We start from the raw sequence: 17,686 nt of genomic DNA, 5'->3' as shown, positions 1-17,686 counted from the left end.
GACCGTCTCCGCAGGGCGTGGGGCCTGCTCTCCTCCGGGCTTGAGTCCTTTCCGCGGGCCCGATCTCTCATCGGGCCCGCGGGAGCCGGGGGTTACGCCTCCGGCTGCGGCTCGGCGGCCTGCTGTGTGCTCCGCTTGAACATGCGGGTCGCCGTGATCTCGCCGTGGACCGTCTCGCCGTCCGGGTCCTGCTGCGGCAGCCCGGGGCGCAGGTGCTCCTCCACGCTGATGTATTTCAGCCCGGCCCTCAGGTCGGCGTCGTTGCGCAACCGGATGACGAGGGGGAATTCGGCGAGCGCGGTCGTGTCGAAGAGACCGGTCGTGTAGAGCAGCTGCACACCGAGGGCGTCGGAGACCGCGCGCTGGAGCTCCAGCAGATACGTGGCGTTGGCGCGGCCGATCGGGTTGTCCAGGAACAGGGTGCCCGCGTGCCGGTGGCGGTCGCGGCCCCGGTCGTTGCTGCGGAGCGCCGCCATCGTGCAGTAGAGGGCGATGGCGGCGGTGAGGAGCTGGCCGCCGGAGAAGACGTCGCCCATCTGCCCGACCGGGACCCGCTCGGCGCGGAGCACGGCGTCCGGCTTGAGGATCTCCACCGCGATGCCCTTGGGCCGCAGGGCCGCCTCGACTCCCCGCAGGAGCAGGGACATGCCGTCCCGGCGCAGGTCGGAGTTCTTCTTGAGGGCGGCGTGCGTCGCCTCGTCGATGACCTCGCCGAGACGTTCGGTGAGGGTGGCCTGATCGGGCTCCTCGAAGCGGATCCGGAGGAATTCCTGCCCCGACCACTCCCCCAGCCCTTCGGGCAGTTGGGAGAGCCGCTGGGCGGAGCGGAGGGTGGCGAGCGCCGACTCGACCAGGCCGCGCAGCCGGTCGACGATGGAGTCGCGGTTGCGCTCCAGCTGGACCAGCTCGTCGGTCAGGACGCGCAGCCGGGGTGCGAAGGCGTCGGCCCACTTCTGGGCGTGCTCCGGCAGCGCGGAGGCGGGCAGTTCACGGATCTGCTGGCGAGCGGGGGTGCGGACCTGCTCGTAGCGGGTGGAGTTGGCGTGCCGTACGAGGATGTCGCTCGCTTCCCGGACGGCGCTCTCGGCGGCCGAGAGGTCGGTGGAGCAGCCGCGCAGGGAGCGGCGGGCCTCGGCGGCGGACTTCCGGGCCTCCTCCAGGGTGCCGGGGTACGGGTCGGGGCCTTCGGTGCCATCCTCCGTGCCGTGGTCGCGGAGCAGGTCGCGCAGGAGGGCTGCCGTCTCATCGAAGCCGCCCGCCGAGTCCTCGGCGGTGCGGTGGGCGTGGAGCAGCTCGCCGTGGGCGGCGCGGGCGGTGTCCAACGCGGCGGTGGCGGCGGCCAGTTCGCCGGTGGCCGTACGCAGGAGGGTCTGGGCCTGTTCGGCGTCGGCCGGGACCAGCTCGTCGGGCAGCTCGGTGTGGTGCGGCCGCTCGTCGTCGGGGGCGAGCCGCTCGGCCTCGCCTCGGTACCGGCCGAGCTGCTCGCTGGCGGTGGAGGCCCGGGTCTCCAGCAGCTGTACGTGGGATTCGGCGCGGGCCGCGGCCGCCTGGCGGGAGGGGCCGTCGGCTCCGTCGGTGCCTTCGAGGAGCTGGGCGGCGCGGGTGCGGACCTTGTTGGTGAGGCGGTCCAGTTCGGCGAGGGCGGCGCTCTCGTCGCTCTCGGCGCGGGCCTGTTCGGCGCGCAGGTCGGCGCCGACGCCGACCTTCTCGTACAGCTGGGAGGCGGCCCGGTAGGCCTCGCGCAGGGTGGGCAGCGCGGTGCGGGGCTTGGTCTCGTCGGGCTCCGGGAGGATCTCCGGGGCTCCGGCGATCTCCGCGCGCTCGGCACGCAGGGCGCGGGCGGTGCGGCGGGCGTCGTCCCCGGCGCGCTGGGCGGCCCTGCGGTCCTCGTCGGCGGAGCGGGCCAGGTCCAGGCAGACGGCGGCGCGGGCCTCGGACTCGGCGGCCTCGTCGACCAGTTCGCGGAGGCGGACCTGCCAGCGGGCCCGCTCCCGCAGCCGGTGGGCGAGCCCGGCGAGCGCGTCGGCGACCCGGCGGGCGCGCTGGGCGGCCTCCTGGCGCTCCTCGCGGACCCGGGCGGTGTCGGCGGCGGCCTCGTCGGCCTCGGCCCGGGCGGTGCGGGCCTCGGCGAGGACGGCTTCGGCGTGCTCGGCCGCCGTACGGGCGGTGGCGGCGGCCTCGGCCAGCTCGGCGAGCATGCCGGGCGGGCAGTCGGCGCGCCAGGAGCCGATGCGGGAGGCGAGGGCGCGGTCGGCCGAGAGGCGGGCGGCGAGCGTGCGGATGTCCTCGTCGCGGGCGGCGGCGCGGGAGCGCAGGGCGTGGCGCTCCTCGTCGGCGGCGTGCTCGTCGTGCATGGCCGGGTTCGGCGGGACGAGGAAGACGCCGTCGTGCTGGGCGTCGGAGCCGGTGGTGGGATCCGGGACGGGGGCGAGGAGGGCGGCGGCGGTGCCTACGGCGACGGCGGATCGGGGCAGCAGGGCGGCGGAGCCGAGGACGTCGCGGGCGCGGGTGTGGGCGTCGGGGTCGGTGATGACGACGCCGTCGACCAGCTCAGGGCGGGCGGCGAGGACGGCGGCGTGGTCGGCCGGGTCGACGGCCTGGGCGAGATAGCGCCAGCCGGGCAAGGCGGGGATGCCGTGCTCGCCCAGGTATTCGACGGTGGCCAGGACGTCGGGGCCGGGCGGCAGCAGCCCGCCTTCGCCGAGCGCGCCGAGGATGCGGGCGTCGTCGGCCGCGGCGGTGCGCAGGTCGAAGAGGCGGCGCTCGGCGGCCGCGACGGACTGGTCCAGGAGGTCGCGCAGCTCGTCGGCGCTGCGGTCGAACTCCTGGGCGGTGAGCGGCTGGTGGGGCGTCGTGGGCTGATCGGCGAGGGCGACCGCGCCTTCCGGGGCGGTGGCGGTGCCGTCGCCTTGAGGTCCGGTGCGGGCGGTGTCCCGCTGTGCCCCGCCCGGAGTCTCCTCGGCCGCTCCCCGGCGGGGGTGCGGGACGCCCGTGCCGGTGGGCAGGCCGAGCAGGTCGGCGAGGCGGGGGTCGGCGGCGATGGACTCGGCGGCCCTGAGCTCGTCCTCGTAACTCTGCTCGGCCGCCTTGGCTCCGTCGGCGGCGCGGGCGGCGGCCAGCTCGGCGCGGCTCTCGGCGGCCGCCGCCTCCCTGGCCTGGTCGGCGGCGGTGCGAGCGGCCTCGCGGGCGGTGTCCCAGGCGGCGACGGCGGACTGTTCGGCGTCGCTGGCGGCCAGGGCGGCGCGGGCCGGGTCGGCGTCGGGCTCGGTGTTGTCGAGCCAGCCCGCCTGGACGGCCTCGGTGGTCTCCTGCTCGACCTCGGCGAGGCGCTGGCGCAGGTGGCCGGCCTCGCTGCGGGCGCGCTGGGCCTCGGTGGCGGCGACGGTGGCGTCGCGGTGGGCGCGCTCGCCGGTGGCCTGGAGGGTGTCGGAGCGCTCCTCCTGCTCGTTGGCGACGCGCTCACCGTCCTCGGCTGCGGTGTGCAGCGCCCGTACGAGGTCGGCGGCGGCGGTGGCGCGGGCGGCGAGGGCCGGGGCGGCGTCGCGCTCGGCCTCGCGGATGGCGACGGCGACCCTGGCGGAGCGGTCGGCGGCGGCACGGTGGCGCAGGACGGCCTCGGCGGCCTGCCAGGCGGCGTGCAGCGTACGGGCCTCGGCCAGCTCCTTGCGTCCGGCGGCGGCGCTCTTCTCGGCGCCGGCCAGGGCCAGGGAGGCGTGGCGGTAGGCGAGTTCGGCGGCGATGAGGGAGCGGTGGCCGCGGGTGGACTCGGCCTCGGTGACCGTGTGGGCGGCGGCGGTGACCCGCTCGGCCAGCTCGGCGGTACGGCCGCGCTCCTCGGCGGCGCGGGCGCTCAGGCGGCGGGCCAGGGTGCGGGTGCGGCGCTCGGCGCCGGCGTGGATGTCGCGGCTGCGGGCGCGGGTCTCGGTGGCTTCGACGATGCGGTTGAGCAGCTCGACCGAGCCTGCGGTGAAGTCGCGTTCGGCGGTCAGCTCGGCGCGGCGGCCCAGCTTGTTGCCGAAGCCGCTGACCAGGTCGGCGAGTCCGTCCGTGTCGCGGGTGTCGGTGACGGCTCGCAGCAGCAGGTCGGTGAAGTCGGAGTCCTTCTTGACCGCGAAGAGCCCGGCGGCCTCGCCCTCGTCGGCGTTCATCTCGCGCTGGTAGCGGAAGAGTTCAGGGTCCAGGCCGAGGTCGCCGAGGTGTTCGTTCCAGCGGTCGTGGATCTCTTCCCAGTGCACGTCGAGGTGCTGGTAGAACTTGCCCGCGTCCACCAGGGCGTCGCGGAACCCCTTCATGGTGCGGCGCCTGCCCCGGGCCCCGGAGACCCCTTCGGCGGGACGGCCGACGGCGGTGGCCTCCGCGACAGGCAGGCTGTCCAGGCTGAGTCCGGGACCCGGCCGGAACGAGTACCACGCCTCCGCGAACTTCCGCGGGTCGTTGGAGACCTGCCGCCCCCGCCACTCGCTGACCTTGGCCACGACGACGCACTCACCGGTCAGGGTGTGCTGCCACTCCAGGGCGACATGGCCGCAGTCGTCCGCGAGCAGGAACTTGCGGAGCACGCCGGAGCTGGCGCCGCCGAGGGTGTTGCGGTGGCCCGGGAGCATCACCGAGAAGATCAGCTTCAGCAGGACGGACTTGCCGCCGCCGTTCTCCAGGAAGAGCACGCCGGCCGGGGCGGGGCGGCGCGGCGGACCGACCGGCTCGTCCTCGAAGAACTCCGCCTGGGCGGGGGCCGGGTCGGGGACGGGCTCACCGACGCCGCGCAGGTCGAGGACGGTGTCGGCGTAGCGCGCACCGGCAGGCCCGATGGAGTAGAGGCGGACCCGGGACAACTCGTACATGGCGGCGGACTCTCGTCGTTCGGTGAGCGGGTGCGGAGCGGCAGGTGGTGCGGGCGGGGTCAGGAGGAGTGGAAGGGCAGGCCCGCGTCGGCCGCCAGCTCCAGGTCGTCGGGGTCGGACGGCGGCAGCAGGGTGGCGGTGCCGTCGGTGACGGGGACGACACCGAGCTCCAGCAGCTCGGCCATGGCGGCGCTGCCCGCCATGTCGCGGACCTGGAGCTGGTAGCGGGCGGTGGTGCGGTAGGCGCCGCCCGCGTCGTCGCCGGTGCGCTGGAGGAAGCCGGAGTCGGTGAGAAAGGCGACGGCCTTGCCGATGATGCCGGTGGTGGATCCGGCGAGGCGGCGGGCGTCCTTGGTGGCGCCGGTGGAGCTGCGGCGGGCGTAGATACGCCAGCCGGATTCGAGGCCGGGGGTGTCGGTGGCGGGATCGGTGTTGTCGCCCTGCTCCTCGGCGCGCTCCTCCAGACGCTTGCAGGCCTGGCGTACGAAGGCGTCGACGCCGTTGACCGTGATGCGGCCGATGTACGCGTCGTCGGCGAGGTCCTCGGGGCGGGGGAAGGCGAGGGCGGCGACGGCGAGGTGGGCGAGGCCGTGGAGGAAGCGGTCGGCGGCGTCGGAGGAGGCGCGGCGGGCGTAGTCGCCCATGCGGACGGCGAAGACGGAGTCCTCGCCCGCGGTGACGGCCATCCCGGCGCGCGGGGAGACCTCCAGGACGATGAGGCCGAGCCCGGTGGCGACGGCGTCGGAGAGCCGGGCGAAGGCGCTCTCCTCCCGGTAGCGGCGGAGCAGGTCGGCGTACTCGGCGTCGCGGGCGGGCAGCAGCTTGGGCTGGAGCCCGAAGGAGACCAGGCGGGCGGCGTCGGCGGCGTCGGCCGGGGTGACGGCCTGCGGGCCGGCGGGCCCGGCTGCCTGCGGATGCGCGGAGTCACCGGCGTACGCGGAGGGCTCGGTCCACGCGTCGGGGTGCTCGGCGTCGTGGTCGCTCACGGCTGGGACTCCTCGGTACGGAACAGGTCGGGGTGCACGTAGGTACGGAACAGGTGGGGGCGCACGTCGGTACGGGACGGGCGGGGGTGCACAAGGCGTACGAGGCCGGTCATGAGGCCTCCTGACGGTCCGCGGCCATTCCGGCGGCGTCCAGCAGGGCCATGCCCACGATCAGGTCGGCGCCGCCGAACTCCGGGTCGTCCAGCTCGGTGCCGTCGTCCACCGCGAAGAGCAGGCGCCGCTCGCCCTGGCGGTAGGCGGTGCCGACCGGCGGGCTGGCGGCGTGGACGGCGAGCAGGGCAACCAGGTACGGCAGCTCGGGGTCGCTGCGGCGGGCCTCCGCGAGCAGCCCGGAGAGCCGGCGCGGGGCGTCGTGCTCCAGGTCGAGCAGGGCCATGGCGCTGCTCAGCTGGGCGTCGCTGAAGCGGCTGTCGTCCGGGGTGGCGATCAGGTCGGGCTCGGGCATCTCCATGCCGAGGTGCTCCCGCTCCAGCGGCGGGGTCAGGAGCATGTCGACGAGGTCGCCGACGCGGACGGAGGTGGGGGTGCGCAGGCCGGTGCCGTGGGCGAAGAAGGCGTCGGTGGCCCGGGTGGACTGTTCGACGGGGAGCGGGAGGAGCGGGGCGAGGAGCTGACCGTACAGATCGAGGCCCGCGTGGGCGGTCGGGGTGGCGAACGCCTGCCGGTCCTGCTCGGCGCGGAAGAGCGGTCCGGCTTCAAGGAGGCGGGACTGGAGCTGGGTGTGGCGCCGGATGCAGTCCTTGACGATGTCGACGAGCTCGGCGGCGCGGCGCTTGTGCTCGGGGTCCTCGGCCTCGTCGCGCGCCTTGCGGATGTTGGTGAGGATCGCGTTCTCGTGGCGGTAGCGGTCGGCCACGTGGTCCAGGGCTTCGGCGATCATGTCGGGGACGGTGGTGAGCCAGTCGACCGCGCGAACGTTGCGCCGGGTGGCCTCCAGTGTGCGGCGGAGCGTCTCGGCGTACTGCACGGTCCGGTAGCGGGCCTGTTCGGCGGCGAGCTGGGCGTCGGCGAGGCGGCCCCGGCTGATCAGGACCTCCAGCTTGACCTCGGCGGCGATCTGGGCGCTGGTGACATCGGTGTCCAGGGCGCCGACGAGGACGTTGACCGCTTCGTCGGTGGCGCGGAGGTAGACCGTGCCACCGTAGCCGGGGACCTCCTCGATCAGCTTGAAGTCGTAGTCCCGGCGGACGTAGACCCCGTCGGGACCGAAGGTGCCGTAGACCGCGCGGAAGCCGCGGTCGACGCTGCCGACGTTGATCAGGTTCTCCAGGACCCAGCGCGCGACCCGCTCGTGCTCGGCGACGGGGCGCTCGGGGGCCTGGGCGCCGACGCGGGGCAGCAGCCTGGCCACTATCTGGTCGTGGTCGGCCCCGGTGTCGAAGTCCATGTTGAGCGTGACGTGGTCGATGGCCGCGAGGGCGACCTCCGCCATGGCGTAGACCGTGTACTCACCGGCCAGATTCGCCTTGCGCACGTCGAGGTCGTGCAGCGGCGCCGTGCACGCGAGCGCGCGCAGCCGCCGCGAGAGCCCCTCGTCGGCGGCAGGGCCCGGGGCAGGCCTCGGCCCCGCGCTGAGCTGCGGCGCAGCGTTTTCCGTGTCGGCAGGCGAAGTCACGAGGGACAGATTAGGTCCTCGCACTGACAACGGTCGAAACGGCGTTTATGCGACCGGTGCGGGGCGGCTCGCCGCGCGCCACAGGACGGGGCGCCGGCGGCTCACCGGTGGGCCGCCGGCCCGTACCCCCCGCCGCCCGGCGTCCGCACCACCAGCACGTCACCGGCCTCCGGTTCGGCGGTGTCGCACCCCTCCAGCCACTCGACGCCGCCGTCCGCCCGCTCGATGTACTGCTCCCCGAGCGCCCCCGGCTCCCCGCCCTCCGCCCCGTACGGCGGGACCCGGCGGTGCCCGGAGAGCAGCGCCACCGTGACCGGCTCCAGGAAGCGGATCCGGCGCTCCACGCCCCCGCCGCCGTGCCACCGCCCCGCTCCCCCGCTGCTCTCCCGGACCGCGAAGCTCTCCAGAAGTACCGGCAGCCGCCACTCCAGGATCTCGGGGTCGGTGAGCCGGGAATTGGTCATATGGGTCTGTACGGCGTCGGTGCCGTCGAAGCCGTCGCCCGCCCCGGAGCCGCTGGCGACCGTCTCGTAGTACTGGACGCGGTCGTTGCCGAAGGTGAGGTTGTTCATGGTGCCGGACCCCTCGGCCTGGCCGCCGAGCGCTCCGTACAGGGCTCCGGTAACGGCCTGCGAGGTCTCGACATTGCCCGCGACGGTCGCCGCCGGGAAGGTGGGGTCGAGCATCGAACCGGGCGGAATCCGCACGTCCAGCGGCTTCAGGCAGCCGCTGTTGAGCGGGATGTCCTCCCCTACGAGGGTGCGGAAGACGTAGAGGACGGCGGCCATCACGACCGAGCGGGGCGCGTTGGTGTTGCCGGGCTGCTGGGACGAGGTACCGGTGAAGTCGATCACCGCGCTGCGGGCGTCCCGGTCGACGGTGAGCGCCACCTGGATGACGGCCCCGGCGTCGGTCTCGTAGCGGAAGGCGCCGTCGTGGAGCCGGGCGACGATCCGGCGTACGGACTCCTCCGCGTTGTCCTGGACGTGCCCCATATAGGCCCGCACGACGTCGGCCCCGAACTGGTCGGTCATGCGGCGGAGTTCCGCGGTGCCCTTCTCGTTGGCGGCGATCTGGGCGCGGAGGTCGGCGAGGTTGGTGTCCGGGGAGCGGGAGGGGTACGGGGCCGAGGTGAGCAGGTCGCGGGTCTCGGCCTCACGGAGCGTGCCGTCGCGGACCAGGAGCCAGTTGTCGAAGAGCACGCCCTCCTCGTGGATCGTCCGGCTGAAGGCGGGCATGGAGCCGGGGGTGGTGCCGCCGATCTCGGCGTGGTGGCCGCGCGAGGCGACCAGGAAGCGGAGCTCGTCCCCCTCGAACACGGGGGTCACGACGGTGACATCGGGCAGGTGCGTGCCCCCGTGGTACGGGTCGTTGATGGCGTAGACGTCGCCGGGGCGCAGGGTGCCCTCGTTGCGTCGGAGCACCTCCTTGATGGACTCCCCCATGGAGCCGAGGTGCACCGGGATGTGCGGGGCGTTGGCGATGAGGTTGCCGGCGGCGTCGAAGAGGGCGCAGGAGAAGTCGAGGCGCTCCTTGATGTTGACGGAGTGGGCGGTGTTCTCCAGGCGGACGCCCATCTGCTCGGCGATCGACATGAAGAGGCTGTTGAAGACCTCCAGCATCACCGGGTCCACGCGGGTGCCGACGGCCGTCCGGTCGGGGCAGGGGCGGGCCCGGGTGAGCACCAGGTGCCCGGTGGTGTCGGTCGTGGCCTGCCAGCCGGGGTCGACGACGGTGGTGGCGTCGTCCTCCGCGACGACGGCGGGCCCGGTGACGGTGTCGGTGGGGCGGAGGTCCTCGCGGCGGTGGAGGGGGGCCTGCTGCTCCCGGCCCTCCGCGTACATCGTCACGGTGGCGCGGGGCCGGAGCGCGCCCTCGCGGGGTGCGGGGTCGGCGGGACCGGAGCCGTGCTCCCCGGTCGTCCCCGTGGCCTCCACGGAGACGGTCTCGACTACGAGGGGCTTGTCCATCGTGAAGCCGAACCGGGTGCGGTGGGCGGCGGTGAACTCCTCGCTCATTTCCGCCACGGAGTCCAGGGCCACGGCGAGCGCCGCGTCCGTGCCCGCGTACCGCAGCAGGATCCGGGCGCGTGTGCCGATCGCGGAATCGGGCACTCCGTCGGCGCGCAGGTCGTCCCGCGTACGGTCGGCCAGCTCCGCGCAGAGCCGGTCGACCCGTTCCCATACGGTCTCGTCGAGTTCCGCCTCCACGGACTGTTCGCGCATCGCGGTGGCGTCGGCCAGGCCGATGCCGTACGCGGAGAGCACCCCGGCGAGCGGGGGTACGAGGACGGTGTCGATGGACAGCGCGTCGGCGACGGCGCACACGTGCTGGCCGCCGGCGCCGCCGAAGCCGGTGAGGGCGTAGCGGGTGATGTCGTGGCCGCGCTGCACGGAGATCTTCTTGACGGCGTTGGCCATGTCGAGCACGGCGATCTCCAGGAAGCCCGCCGCCACTTCGGCCTCGGCCGGCCGGTCCCCGGTGGCGCGCCCGATCTCGTCGGCGAGCTCCGCGAACCGTTCCCGTACGAGGTCGGCGTCGAGCGGCAGGTCGCCGTCGGGGCCGAAGACGGCGGGGAAGTGGGCGGGCTGGATGCGGCCGAGCATGACGTTGGCGTCGGTGACGGTGAGGGGGCCGCCCCGGCGGTAGCAGGCGGGGCCCGGTTCGGCCCCGGCGGAGTCGGGCCCGACGCGGTAGCGGCGGCCGTCGAAGTGGAGCAGGGAGCCGCCGCCCGCCGCGACGGTGTGGATGCTCATCATCGGGGCACGCATCCGCACCCCGGCGACCTGGGTGCCCAGCTCCCGTTCGAACTCTCCTGCGTAGTGGGACACATCGGTGGAGGTGCCGCCCATGTCGAAGCCGATCACGCGGTCGTGTCCGGCCTGCTGCGACGTACGGACCATGCCGACGACGCCTCCGGCCGGGCCGGAGAGGACGGCGTCCTTGCCGCGGAACCGGGCGGCCTCGCGCAGTCCGCCGTTGGACTGCATGAAGAGGAGCCGGATGCCCTCCAGCCGGGCGGCGACCTCGTCGACGTACCGGCGCAGCACGGGTGAGAGGTAGGCGTCGACCACGGTGGTGTCGCCGCGGGGGACGAGCCTGATCAGGGGGCTGACCTCGTGGGAGCTGCTCACCTGGGTGAACCCGGCCTCGCGGGCCGCCTCGGCGACGGCCCGCTCGTGGGCGGGGTGGCGGTAGCCGTGCATCAGGACGACGGCGGCGCTGCGCAGCCCGTCGGCGTGGGCGGCGCGCAACTGCTCGCGTACGGCGTCGAGTTCGAGGGCTCGTACGGTGTGCCCCTCGGCGTCGATACGTTCGGGGACCTCGATCACGCGCTCGTGGACGGCCTCCGGGAGGACGATGTGCCGGTCGAAGAGACGGGGGCGATTCTGGTACGCGATCCGCAGCGCGTCCCGGAAGCCCTCGGTGATGAGCAGGACGGTCGGCTCGCCGCGCCGCTCCAGCAGGGCGTTGGTGGCGACGGTGGTGCCCATCCGGACGGCGGCGACCTTGTCGGCGGGCACGGGCTCGTCGTCGCGGAGGCCGAGGAGCAGGCGGATTCCGGCGACGGCAGCGTCGTCGTAACGGTCGGGGTCGTGCGAGAGGAGCTTGCGGGTGACCAGCCGGCCGTCGGGGCGGCGGCCCACGACGTCCGTGAAGGTGCCGCCCCGGTCGATCCAGAACTCCCAGCGTCCGGTCATGGCGCCATTCTGTTCCGGCAGGCGCGAAGCCGCAGAGAGAAAGGGCCCCCGTTCAGTCCAGGAAGAGCGCCGCCAGCCTGGGCAGCTGCCGGCGCATGGCGTCGGCGTCCTCCGCGTCCCCCCTCACCCCGCCCGGCTCCCCGGTCCGTATGCGCCCCCGGTCGGCCGCCTCCACCGCCTCGTGGAAGGCCTCGCCCCCGGCCCGCACGTACGCCGCCTGCACCGGCCCGTTCAGCGACTCGTAGCCGATCCAGCCGCTCTCCCCACGGCTCATCCGGACCACGACGGGCAGCCCGGCCAGCGAGTCGGGGTCGGCCACCGCGCGGGTGAAGACCTCCCGCCCCAGCAGGGCGAGCCCGTCGCGGAAGTCCATGAATCCGTCGTCGCCGCAGCCGCCCTCGATGAGGTAGGCCGCGTTCCACAAGGGCCACCGGTAGGCGGACGCGGTCACCTCGTACGCCGTCACGGCGAAGTCGACGATCTCCGCGGGCTCCAGGGCCGCGAGCACATCGGTCAGCGCGCCCGGCAGCGGATCGTCGGGCGGGTCCCGGTCGTCCGCCCGGTCCCCGGCCGCCTCACGTGCCCGTCCGACGAGCCCCCACCACGTGTCGATGTCCATGGTGAGAAGCGTAGGAGGGGGGTCTGACAACGGAGGTCCGACAACGCCCCCTCCCACCTCGGATCGCGGGGTCAGAGCGCCGGTGCGTCCGGCCCGATCCGGCTCCGTACCGCCGTCTGCACCTCGGCCTCCTCGGCCGGGTCGGCGGCGAGGCGGCGCAGGCGTTCGGCGACTCGGATGTCCCCGGTCTCGGCGTGCAGGGCGGCCACCTCGCGGGTGGTCTCCTCGCAGTCCCACAGGCACTCCACCGCGAAGCCGGTGGCGAAGGTGGGGTCGGTGGCGGCGAGGGCCCGGGCGGCCCGGCCGCGCAGGTGCGAGGAGGACGTCTCGCGGTAGACGTGGCGCAGTACGGGGGCGGCGCAGGCGATGCCGAGGCGGCCGGTGCCGTCCACGAGGGTCCAGAGCCGGGGGGCGTCGGGTCCGTCGCCGCGTACGGCCTCCCGCAGCGCGCCGAGGACTTGGGGAGCGTCCTGGGCGGTGCCGCGGCAGGCGAGGATGCCGGCGGCGGAGGCGCCGAGGGCGTCGGGCCGCCGGGCCCAGCGCCGGGCTCGTTCCACGGCCTCCTCGCCGCACATCCGCTCGAAGGCGGCGACGGCCGCGTCGGCGACCGTGCGGGAGGGGCTGAGGGCGGCGGACTCGATGAGGTCGAGGACGGCCGGGTCGGCCGCCTCGGCGAGGTAGTGCAGGGCGGCGCAGCGGGCGCCTTCGGCCCCGTCGCGGGCGGCCTCGATGATCTGGGGACGGTCCTCGGGTCCTGCGACGGCGGAGAGGCAGCGGGCCGCGGGGACGTGCAGTTCGCTGCCGCGCTCCAGGGCCTGCTGGGCCCAGTCGAAGACGGCCTGGACGCTCCAGCCGGGGCGGGGACCACCGGGGCGCATCTGGCGCTGCCAGCGGTCGAACGAGCCCTGTTCGGTGGCGGCCCGCACGCGGGCGCCGACCGCTTCGCGCGGGTCGCCGGCCCAGAGCCGCCAGGGGCGCGGCTCGAAGGAGTCGCGTACGGCGGCGGCGAGCTCGGCGGTGCCTTCCTCGGTGGCCGGAAAACGACCCAGGACGGGCAGGGCGAGGGAGCGCAGGCCCGCGTCGTCGTCGCGCAGGGCGAGCTCGTCCAGGGCCCAGGCCCAGTTGGCGCCGGTGGCCGCGTAGCGGCGGAGCAGCGCCAGGGCGTCGTCGCGTCCGTAGGAGGCGAGGTGGCCGAGGACGGAGAGCGCCAGGCCGGTACGGGAGTCGTCGGTGTCCGTGTGGTCGTCGGGGTCACCGAGGTGGCGCTCGATCTCTTCGATGCCACCGTCGAGATCCAGGTACAGGCGGGCGTAGTAGAGGGAGCGGTTCTCCACCTGCCAGTCGTGACGGGGGTCGCTCACGACGCAGTGGTTGAGGGCCGCGAGGGCCTCGGGGCGTGGTGCGGCGAGCGCGTGGAGCGTGCCGTCGCCGCGGCCCCTCTGCAGCAGGCCGAGCAGGGTGCCGCTCGGCGCTATGAACGGATCGAACATGGGAGAAAGCCTCACATCAAGCTGTCGACACAACCGGGACTGTGTGCAGTGCTGCGTACCCCTCGGGGCACGGGGGGATGTCCTGGGGACATCCCTACGCCGCGCAGCGACATGATCGGCCGATCGCCGTCCGGTGCTTGGTGTAGACCATCTTCCTCTGCCTCTCGTCGGTGGCCCGAAATGGACCCGCGACGTCATGATGACCCAGCCATTTCGCCACCGCGACCACATTTACGACGGACCGGTCAGCGGACCCATCGGCGGACATGCCCGCAGGCGTGCCCGCCCCCGTCTCAACGGGCACCGAAGCGTTCCAGCAGGTCGGCCTTGCCGAACATCTGGGCCGTGTCCCGCGCGGACGGCGATCCGGCGGCGGGATCGGCGCCCGCGCCGAGCAGGGCGTCGATGACGGCGTCCTCGCCCTTGAAGACGGCTCCGGCCAGCGGGGTCTGGCCGCGGTCGTTGGCGCGGTCCGGGTCGGCGCCGCGGGCGACGAGGGCGGTGACGGCCCCGGCGTGCCCGTGGTAGGCGGCGAGCATGAGCAGCGAGTCACCCCGGCCGTTGGTGAGGTCGGCGGGGACGCCGGCGTCGACGTACGCGGCGAGCGCCTCGGCGTCGCCGGTGCGGGCCAGGTCGAAGACCTTGGTCGCCAGCTCGACCACCTCGGGATCGGGGGTTTCGCTCATCGCGCGGGCCGCCTTCCTTGACCGTGCGGCGGCTGTCACCGCCGCTGTTGACCGGGGGGTGTACGGCAGGGGGCCGTACGAGTGAATCGACAGGGTACTGCTCCGGGACGGACATGACCGGGCCCGGATACGGCAAAAGATCACCGCGGGTGACTCCTGCCCGGCACGGAGTCCGAAATACCGCGCGCGGGCCACAGGTTCAGCTCCACCAGTCAAGTGAAAACACGACTTATTCACTCGATTGCACCTTTTATCGTATAGATACTTCGCGTGATCCTGGAAGGACTCATGGTGACTGTCCCCTCAACCAGGAGATCCGCTCATGATCCTTTCCATCTCGGGCGTGGTACTGCTCGCCATCGTCGTCTTCCTGTTCTTCAAGAAGGACGGGCTCAAGGCGTCCCACGCCATCGTCTGCGCGCTGTTCGGCTTCTACCTGGCCGGCACCGCGATCGCGCCGAGCATCACGGCAGGCGGGGCGAGCCTCGCCGGCCTGCTGGGCGGGATCAAGTTCTGACGCTCCGCAACCGCTCCCACCCCTTCAGGAGACAGCTGTGGCACGGCGACCACTCCCCCGCGTTCTGAGCAGCGGCAGCGCTTCGATCACTCGCAGCAGAGAGATCGCGCGTACGGCCGCCGACAGTGCCACCGATGTGCTCCATCCGCTGATCACGATCCTGCGTGGTCTGCGGCTGCTGGCCGTCTCCGGCCGGCAGAAGTGGGCCGCGACACCCAAGGAACGGCGTGGTCCCAAGCTGTTCCTGGCCGCGGCCTGCGTGCTCGCCGTGGCGCTCGTGCCGTACGGGCCGATCCTGGCCCTGATCACGGTGATGGGCGCCGCCGCGTGGAAGGGGCGGGAGCGGACCCCCGTGAAGACCGGCCCGGACGAGGCGGAGTCCACCCGCCTGCGCGCGCTGTACGAGGCGCTCGTGCCGTACTTCTCGGTGCCCGACGATCCCGACCCGCTGTTCGCCCACGGCGGCGACTGGGAGAAGGCCTTCGACAGGTACGCCTTCGACGCCGACGGGCGGATCTCCCGCCTCCAGATCTCCTACCCGGCGTACTTCACCGACGGCGAGGCCGCCGCCCGGGCCCGGATCGAGCAGCTGCTGCACACGAAGTCGGGCCGCGCCCGCGAGTACCGCTTCTCCTGGGACGAGGAGGCCAACCGCCTCGTCATGACCGTCCCCGCCCCCCTGTCGACCTCGATCGCCGCCCAGCGCTTCGTGACCGCCCCCGGCGAGACGGTGCTCGGCTTCACCGACCCCGACGCGGTCCGCCTCACCGTCCCGGTCCGCGACGGCGACACGACCGTGGACGCCTCCCCCGTCGTCTGGCGGACCGGCCACCGCTCCACCGAACCCCACCTGCTGGCCGTCGGGCAGCCCGGCAGCGGCACCACCACGCTGATCCGCTCCATCGCCCTCCAGGCCCTCCAGCAGGGCGATGTCCTCGTCGTCGACGGCAGCGGGACGGGTGAGTACGGCGCCCTCGTCGGCTGCCCCGGCGTCCTCGCCGTGGAGTCCGGCCTCAGCGGGGCGCTGGCCACCCTGGAGTGGGCCGCGCACGAGACGGAACGGCGGCTGATCTTCGCCAACCGGGCCCGGCAAGGCGGCCACCCCGTCCCCGAGGACATCAAGCGCCCGCTCTGGATCCTGCTGGACCGCCCCGGCGTCCTCGGTCACCTCGCGGCGGCCGACGGCAGGCCCGACCCGCTGGAGCTGCTCCAGGTGCCGCTGCGGCACGGGCGGGCGGCGGGCGTCACGGTGGTCCTGGCCGACCAGTTCGACACCCTGGAGACCCTCACCGAGACCGTACGGACCCACACCCGGGCCCGCGTCGTCCTCGGCCCCGCGTCCCGCGAGCAGATCACCGCCGTGCTGGGCGACGGGCCGAACACCACCCCGCCGCCGGAGGTACCGGCGGGGCGGGGGTACGCGCGCCTGGGCACCGGGCCGGTGCTGCGCCTCCAGGTCCCGGCGACCCCGGACCCGTACGACGAGGACGCGAGCGAGACCCACCGGCAGGCGGTGCTGGACGCACTGCCGGAGCGGCCGGGTGCCGCTCCCCGGCAGGAGTCGCAGCCGGAGCCCGTCGGCGTGCCCGGCGGACCGGTCGAGGACACCGCCGAAATGCCCGTGGCCGTGGAGGCCGCGCCGACCGGGCAGCTCGCCAAGGCGCAGGCGGCGATCGCCGAGGGGTGAGCTGCGGGGGGGGCGGCCCCTCAGGCCACGAAGCTGCGGGGCGCGTCCACCCCTGCGCCCGCGCCGGAGCGGACCAGCTCCACCGCCGCCGCGAGCCGCACCGCCGCCTCCTCCGCGACCGGGCCGCCCACCGTGAACGGCAGCCGCACATAGCCCTCGAACGCCCCGTCGACCCCGAACCGCGGCCCCGAGGGCACCCGTACGCCGACGCGCTCGCCCGCCACCGCCAGACGGGAGCCGGAGAGGCCGCCCGTGCGCACCCAGAGGGTCAGCCCGCCGCTCGGCACCGCGAACTCCCACTCCGGCAGCTCACGGCGGACCGCCGCCACGAGCTCGTCGCGGTTCTGACGTGCCTGGTCCCGGCGGATCTCGACCGCCTGCTCCCAGCCGCCCGTACCCATGAGCCAGTTGACGGCGAGCTGTTCCAGGACCGGGGTGCCCATGTCCGCGTAGGCGCGGGCGGAGACCAGGGAGCGGATGACGTCCGGGGCCGCCCGCACCCAGCCGATCCGCATCCCGGCCCAGAACGCCTTGCTGGCCGAGCCGACGGTGAGCACCGTGCTGCCGGCCGGGTCGAAGGCGCAGACCCGGCGGGGCATGGTGGTGTCGGGGTCCAGCCGGAGTTCGGTCATCGTCTCGTCGACGACCAGGACGGTGCCGGCGGAGCGGGCGGCGTCGACCAGGTCCCGCCGCTGCTGCTCGTCGGCGAGGGCGCCGGTCGGGTTGTGGAAGTCGGCCACCACATAGGCGAGCCGGGGCGCGGAGTCCCGCAGCGCCTGGCGCCACCGGTTCATGTCCCAGCCGCCGATGCCCTCCTCCATCGCGACCGGGACGAGGCGGGCGCCCGTCTCACGCATCAGCTGGAGGATGTTGGCGTACGAAGGGGACTCGACCGCGATCCGTTCGCCGCGGCCTGCGAAGAGGTGGCAGATGGCGTCGATGGCACCCATCGCGCCGGTGGTGACCATGATCTGTTCGGGCATGGTCGGGATGCCGAGCGCGGTGTAGCGGTCGGCGATCGTCTGTCGCAGCGCGGGCAGCCCGGCCGGGTAGTCGCCGTGCGTGTGGGCATAGGGCGGCAGCTCCTCCACCGCCCCCTGGAAGGCGCGGGTCAGCCAGGGCTCGGGGGCGGGCAGCGAGGCGCAGCCGAGGTCGATCATCGAGCCGAGCGACTCCGGGGGCAGCGGTTCGAGGCCCCTGGCGGGCAGCGGGTTCCCGGCCGGGACGGCGGTCCAGCTGCCCGCGCCGCGCCGCGACTCCAGGAACCCCTCCGCGCGCAGCGCCTCGTAGGCGGCGGCGACGGTGGTGCGGCTGACGGAGAGGGCGAGGGCGAGTTCACGTTCGGCGGGCAGCCGGGCGGCGACCGGGACCCGGCCCTCCAGCACCAGCAGCCGTACGCCGTCGGCGAGCGCGCGGTAGGCGGGGGGCTTCCGTCCGGCCGGGCCGGTGGGCCGGGGCTGCTGCGCCTGGAGCTGCCGCGCGAGCTGAGCCGCCCCCACCGTCGAAGTCCACTGCGTCACCGA

General features: G+C 74.3%; 10 protein-coding genes. 2 read left to right on the top strand and 8 right to left on the bottom strand.

All coding sequences use genetic code 11. The features are described from left to right. Positions 1 to 92 precede the first annotated feature (92 nt). The 7 genes from IF17_RS0131115 to IF17_RS0131080 form a co-directional block, all read right to left on the bottom strand. Entirely contained in the window at positions 93 to 4,841 is a 4,749-nt protein-coding gene (locus tag IF17_RS0131115) for a hypothetical protein (protein ID WP_030573162.1), read from the bottom strand. Positions 4,842 to 4,900: 59 nt separating this feature from the next. Next, the gene (locus IF17_RS0131110) at positions 4,901 to 5,827 is read right to left on the bottom strand and encodes a membrane protein (protein ID WP_030573160.1); all 927 of its coding nucleotides are present in this window, start codon (positions 5,825 to 5,827) and stop codon (positions 4,901 to 4,903) included. 109 nt (positions 5,828 to 5,936) lie between these two features. Continuing rightward, positions 5,937 to 7,463 carry a hypothetical protein gene (locus IF17_RS0131100; protein WP_030573156.1) on the bottom strand — a complete coding sequence of 509 codons (1,527 nt, stop codon included), beginning with the start codon at positions 7,461 to 7,463 and terminating at the stop codon, positions 5,937 to 5,939. 101 nt (positions 7,464 to 7,564) lie between these two features. Next, positions 7,565 to 11,164 carry a hydantoinase B/oxoprolinase family protein gene (locus tag IF17_RS0131095; RefSeq protein ID WP_030573153.1) on the bottom strand — a complete coding sequence of 1,200 codons (3,600 nt, stop codon included), beginning with the start codon at positions 11,162 to 11,164 and terminating at the stop codon, positions 7,565 to 7,567. 52 nt (positions 11,165 to 11,216) lie between these two features. Beyond that, positions 11,217 to 11,783, bottom strand: a complete 567-nt coding sequence (locus tag IF17_RS0131090) for a DUF4240 domain-containing protein (RefSeq protein WP_030573150.1) — start codon at positions 11,781 to 11,783, stop codon at positions 11,217 to 11,219. A 71-nt stretch (positions 11,784 to 11,854) separates the two neighbouring features. Next, positions 11,855 to 13,273 (bottom strand): HEAT repeat domain-containing protein, encoded by a 1,419-nt coding sequence (locus IF17_RS0131085; protein WP_030573147.1) that lies wholly within the window; start codon positions 13,271 to 13,273, stop codon positions 11,855 to 11,857. Between the two features lie 293 nt (positions 13,274 to 13,566). Then, a complete protein-coding gene (locus IF17_RS0131080) occupies positions 13,567 to 13,959 on the bottom strand; it encodes an ankyrin repeat domain-containing protein (protein ID WP_030573144.1) in 393 nt (130 codons plus the stop codon). Positions 13,960 to 14,281: 322 nt separating this feature from the next. On the opposite strand from IF17_RS0131080, the gene IF17_RS0131075 reads away from it, so the two are divergent. After that, a complete protein-coding gene (locus IF17_RS0131075) occupies positions 14,282 to 14,476 on the top strand; it encodes a hypothetical protein (protein ID WP_003970432.1) in 195 nt (64 codons plus the stop codon). A 37-nt stretch (positions 14,477 to 14,513) separates the two neighbouring features. After that, complete coding sequence (locus tag IF17_RS0131070; protein WP_030573142.1) at positions 14,514 to 16,163, top strand: membrane protein; 1,650 nt, start codon at positions 14,514 to 14,516, stop codon at positions 16,161 to 16,163. Positions 16,164 to 16,183: 20 nt separating this feature from the next. Here IF17_RS0131070 and IF17_RS0131065 read toward each other — a convergent pair whose 3' ends face one another. Next, positions 16,184 to 17,683, bottom strand: coding sequence for an SCO1417 family PLP biosynthesis transcription factor (locus tag IF17_RS0131065; RefSeq protein ID WP_030573138.1), 1,500 nt, complete (start codon positions 17,681 to 17,683; stop codon positions 16,184 to 16,186). Positions 17,684 to 17,686 lie beyond the last annotated feature (3 nt).

Source organism: Streptomyces cyaneofuscatus (genome assembly GCF_000718135.1).
Lineage (GTDB): Bacteria > Actinomycetota > Actinomycetes > Streptomycetales > Streptomycetaceae > Streptomyces > Streptomyces cyaneofuscatus.
The sequence above is the reverse complement of the archived record's forward strand: the minus strand, read 5'-3'. Positions and strand labels throughout refer to the sequence as shown.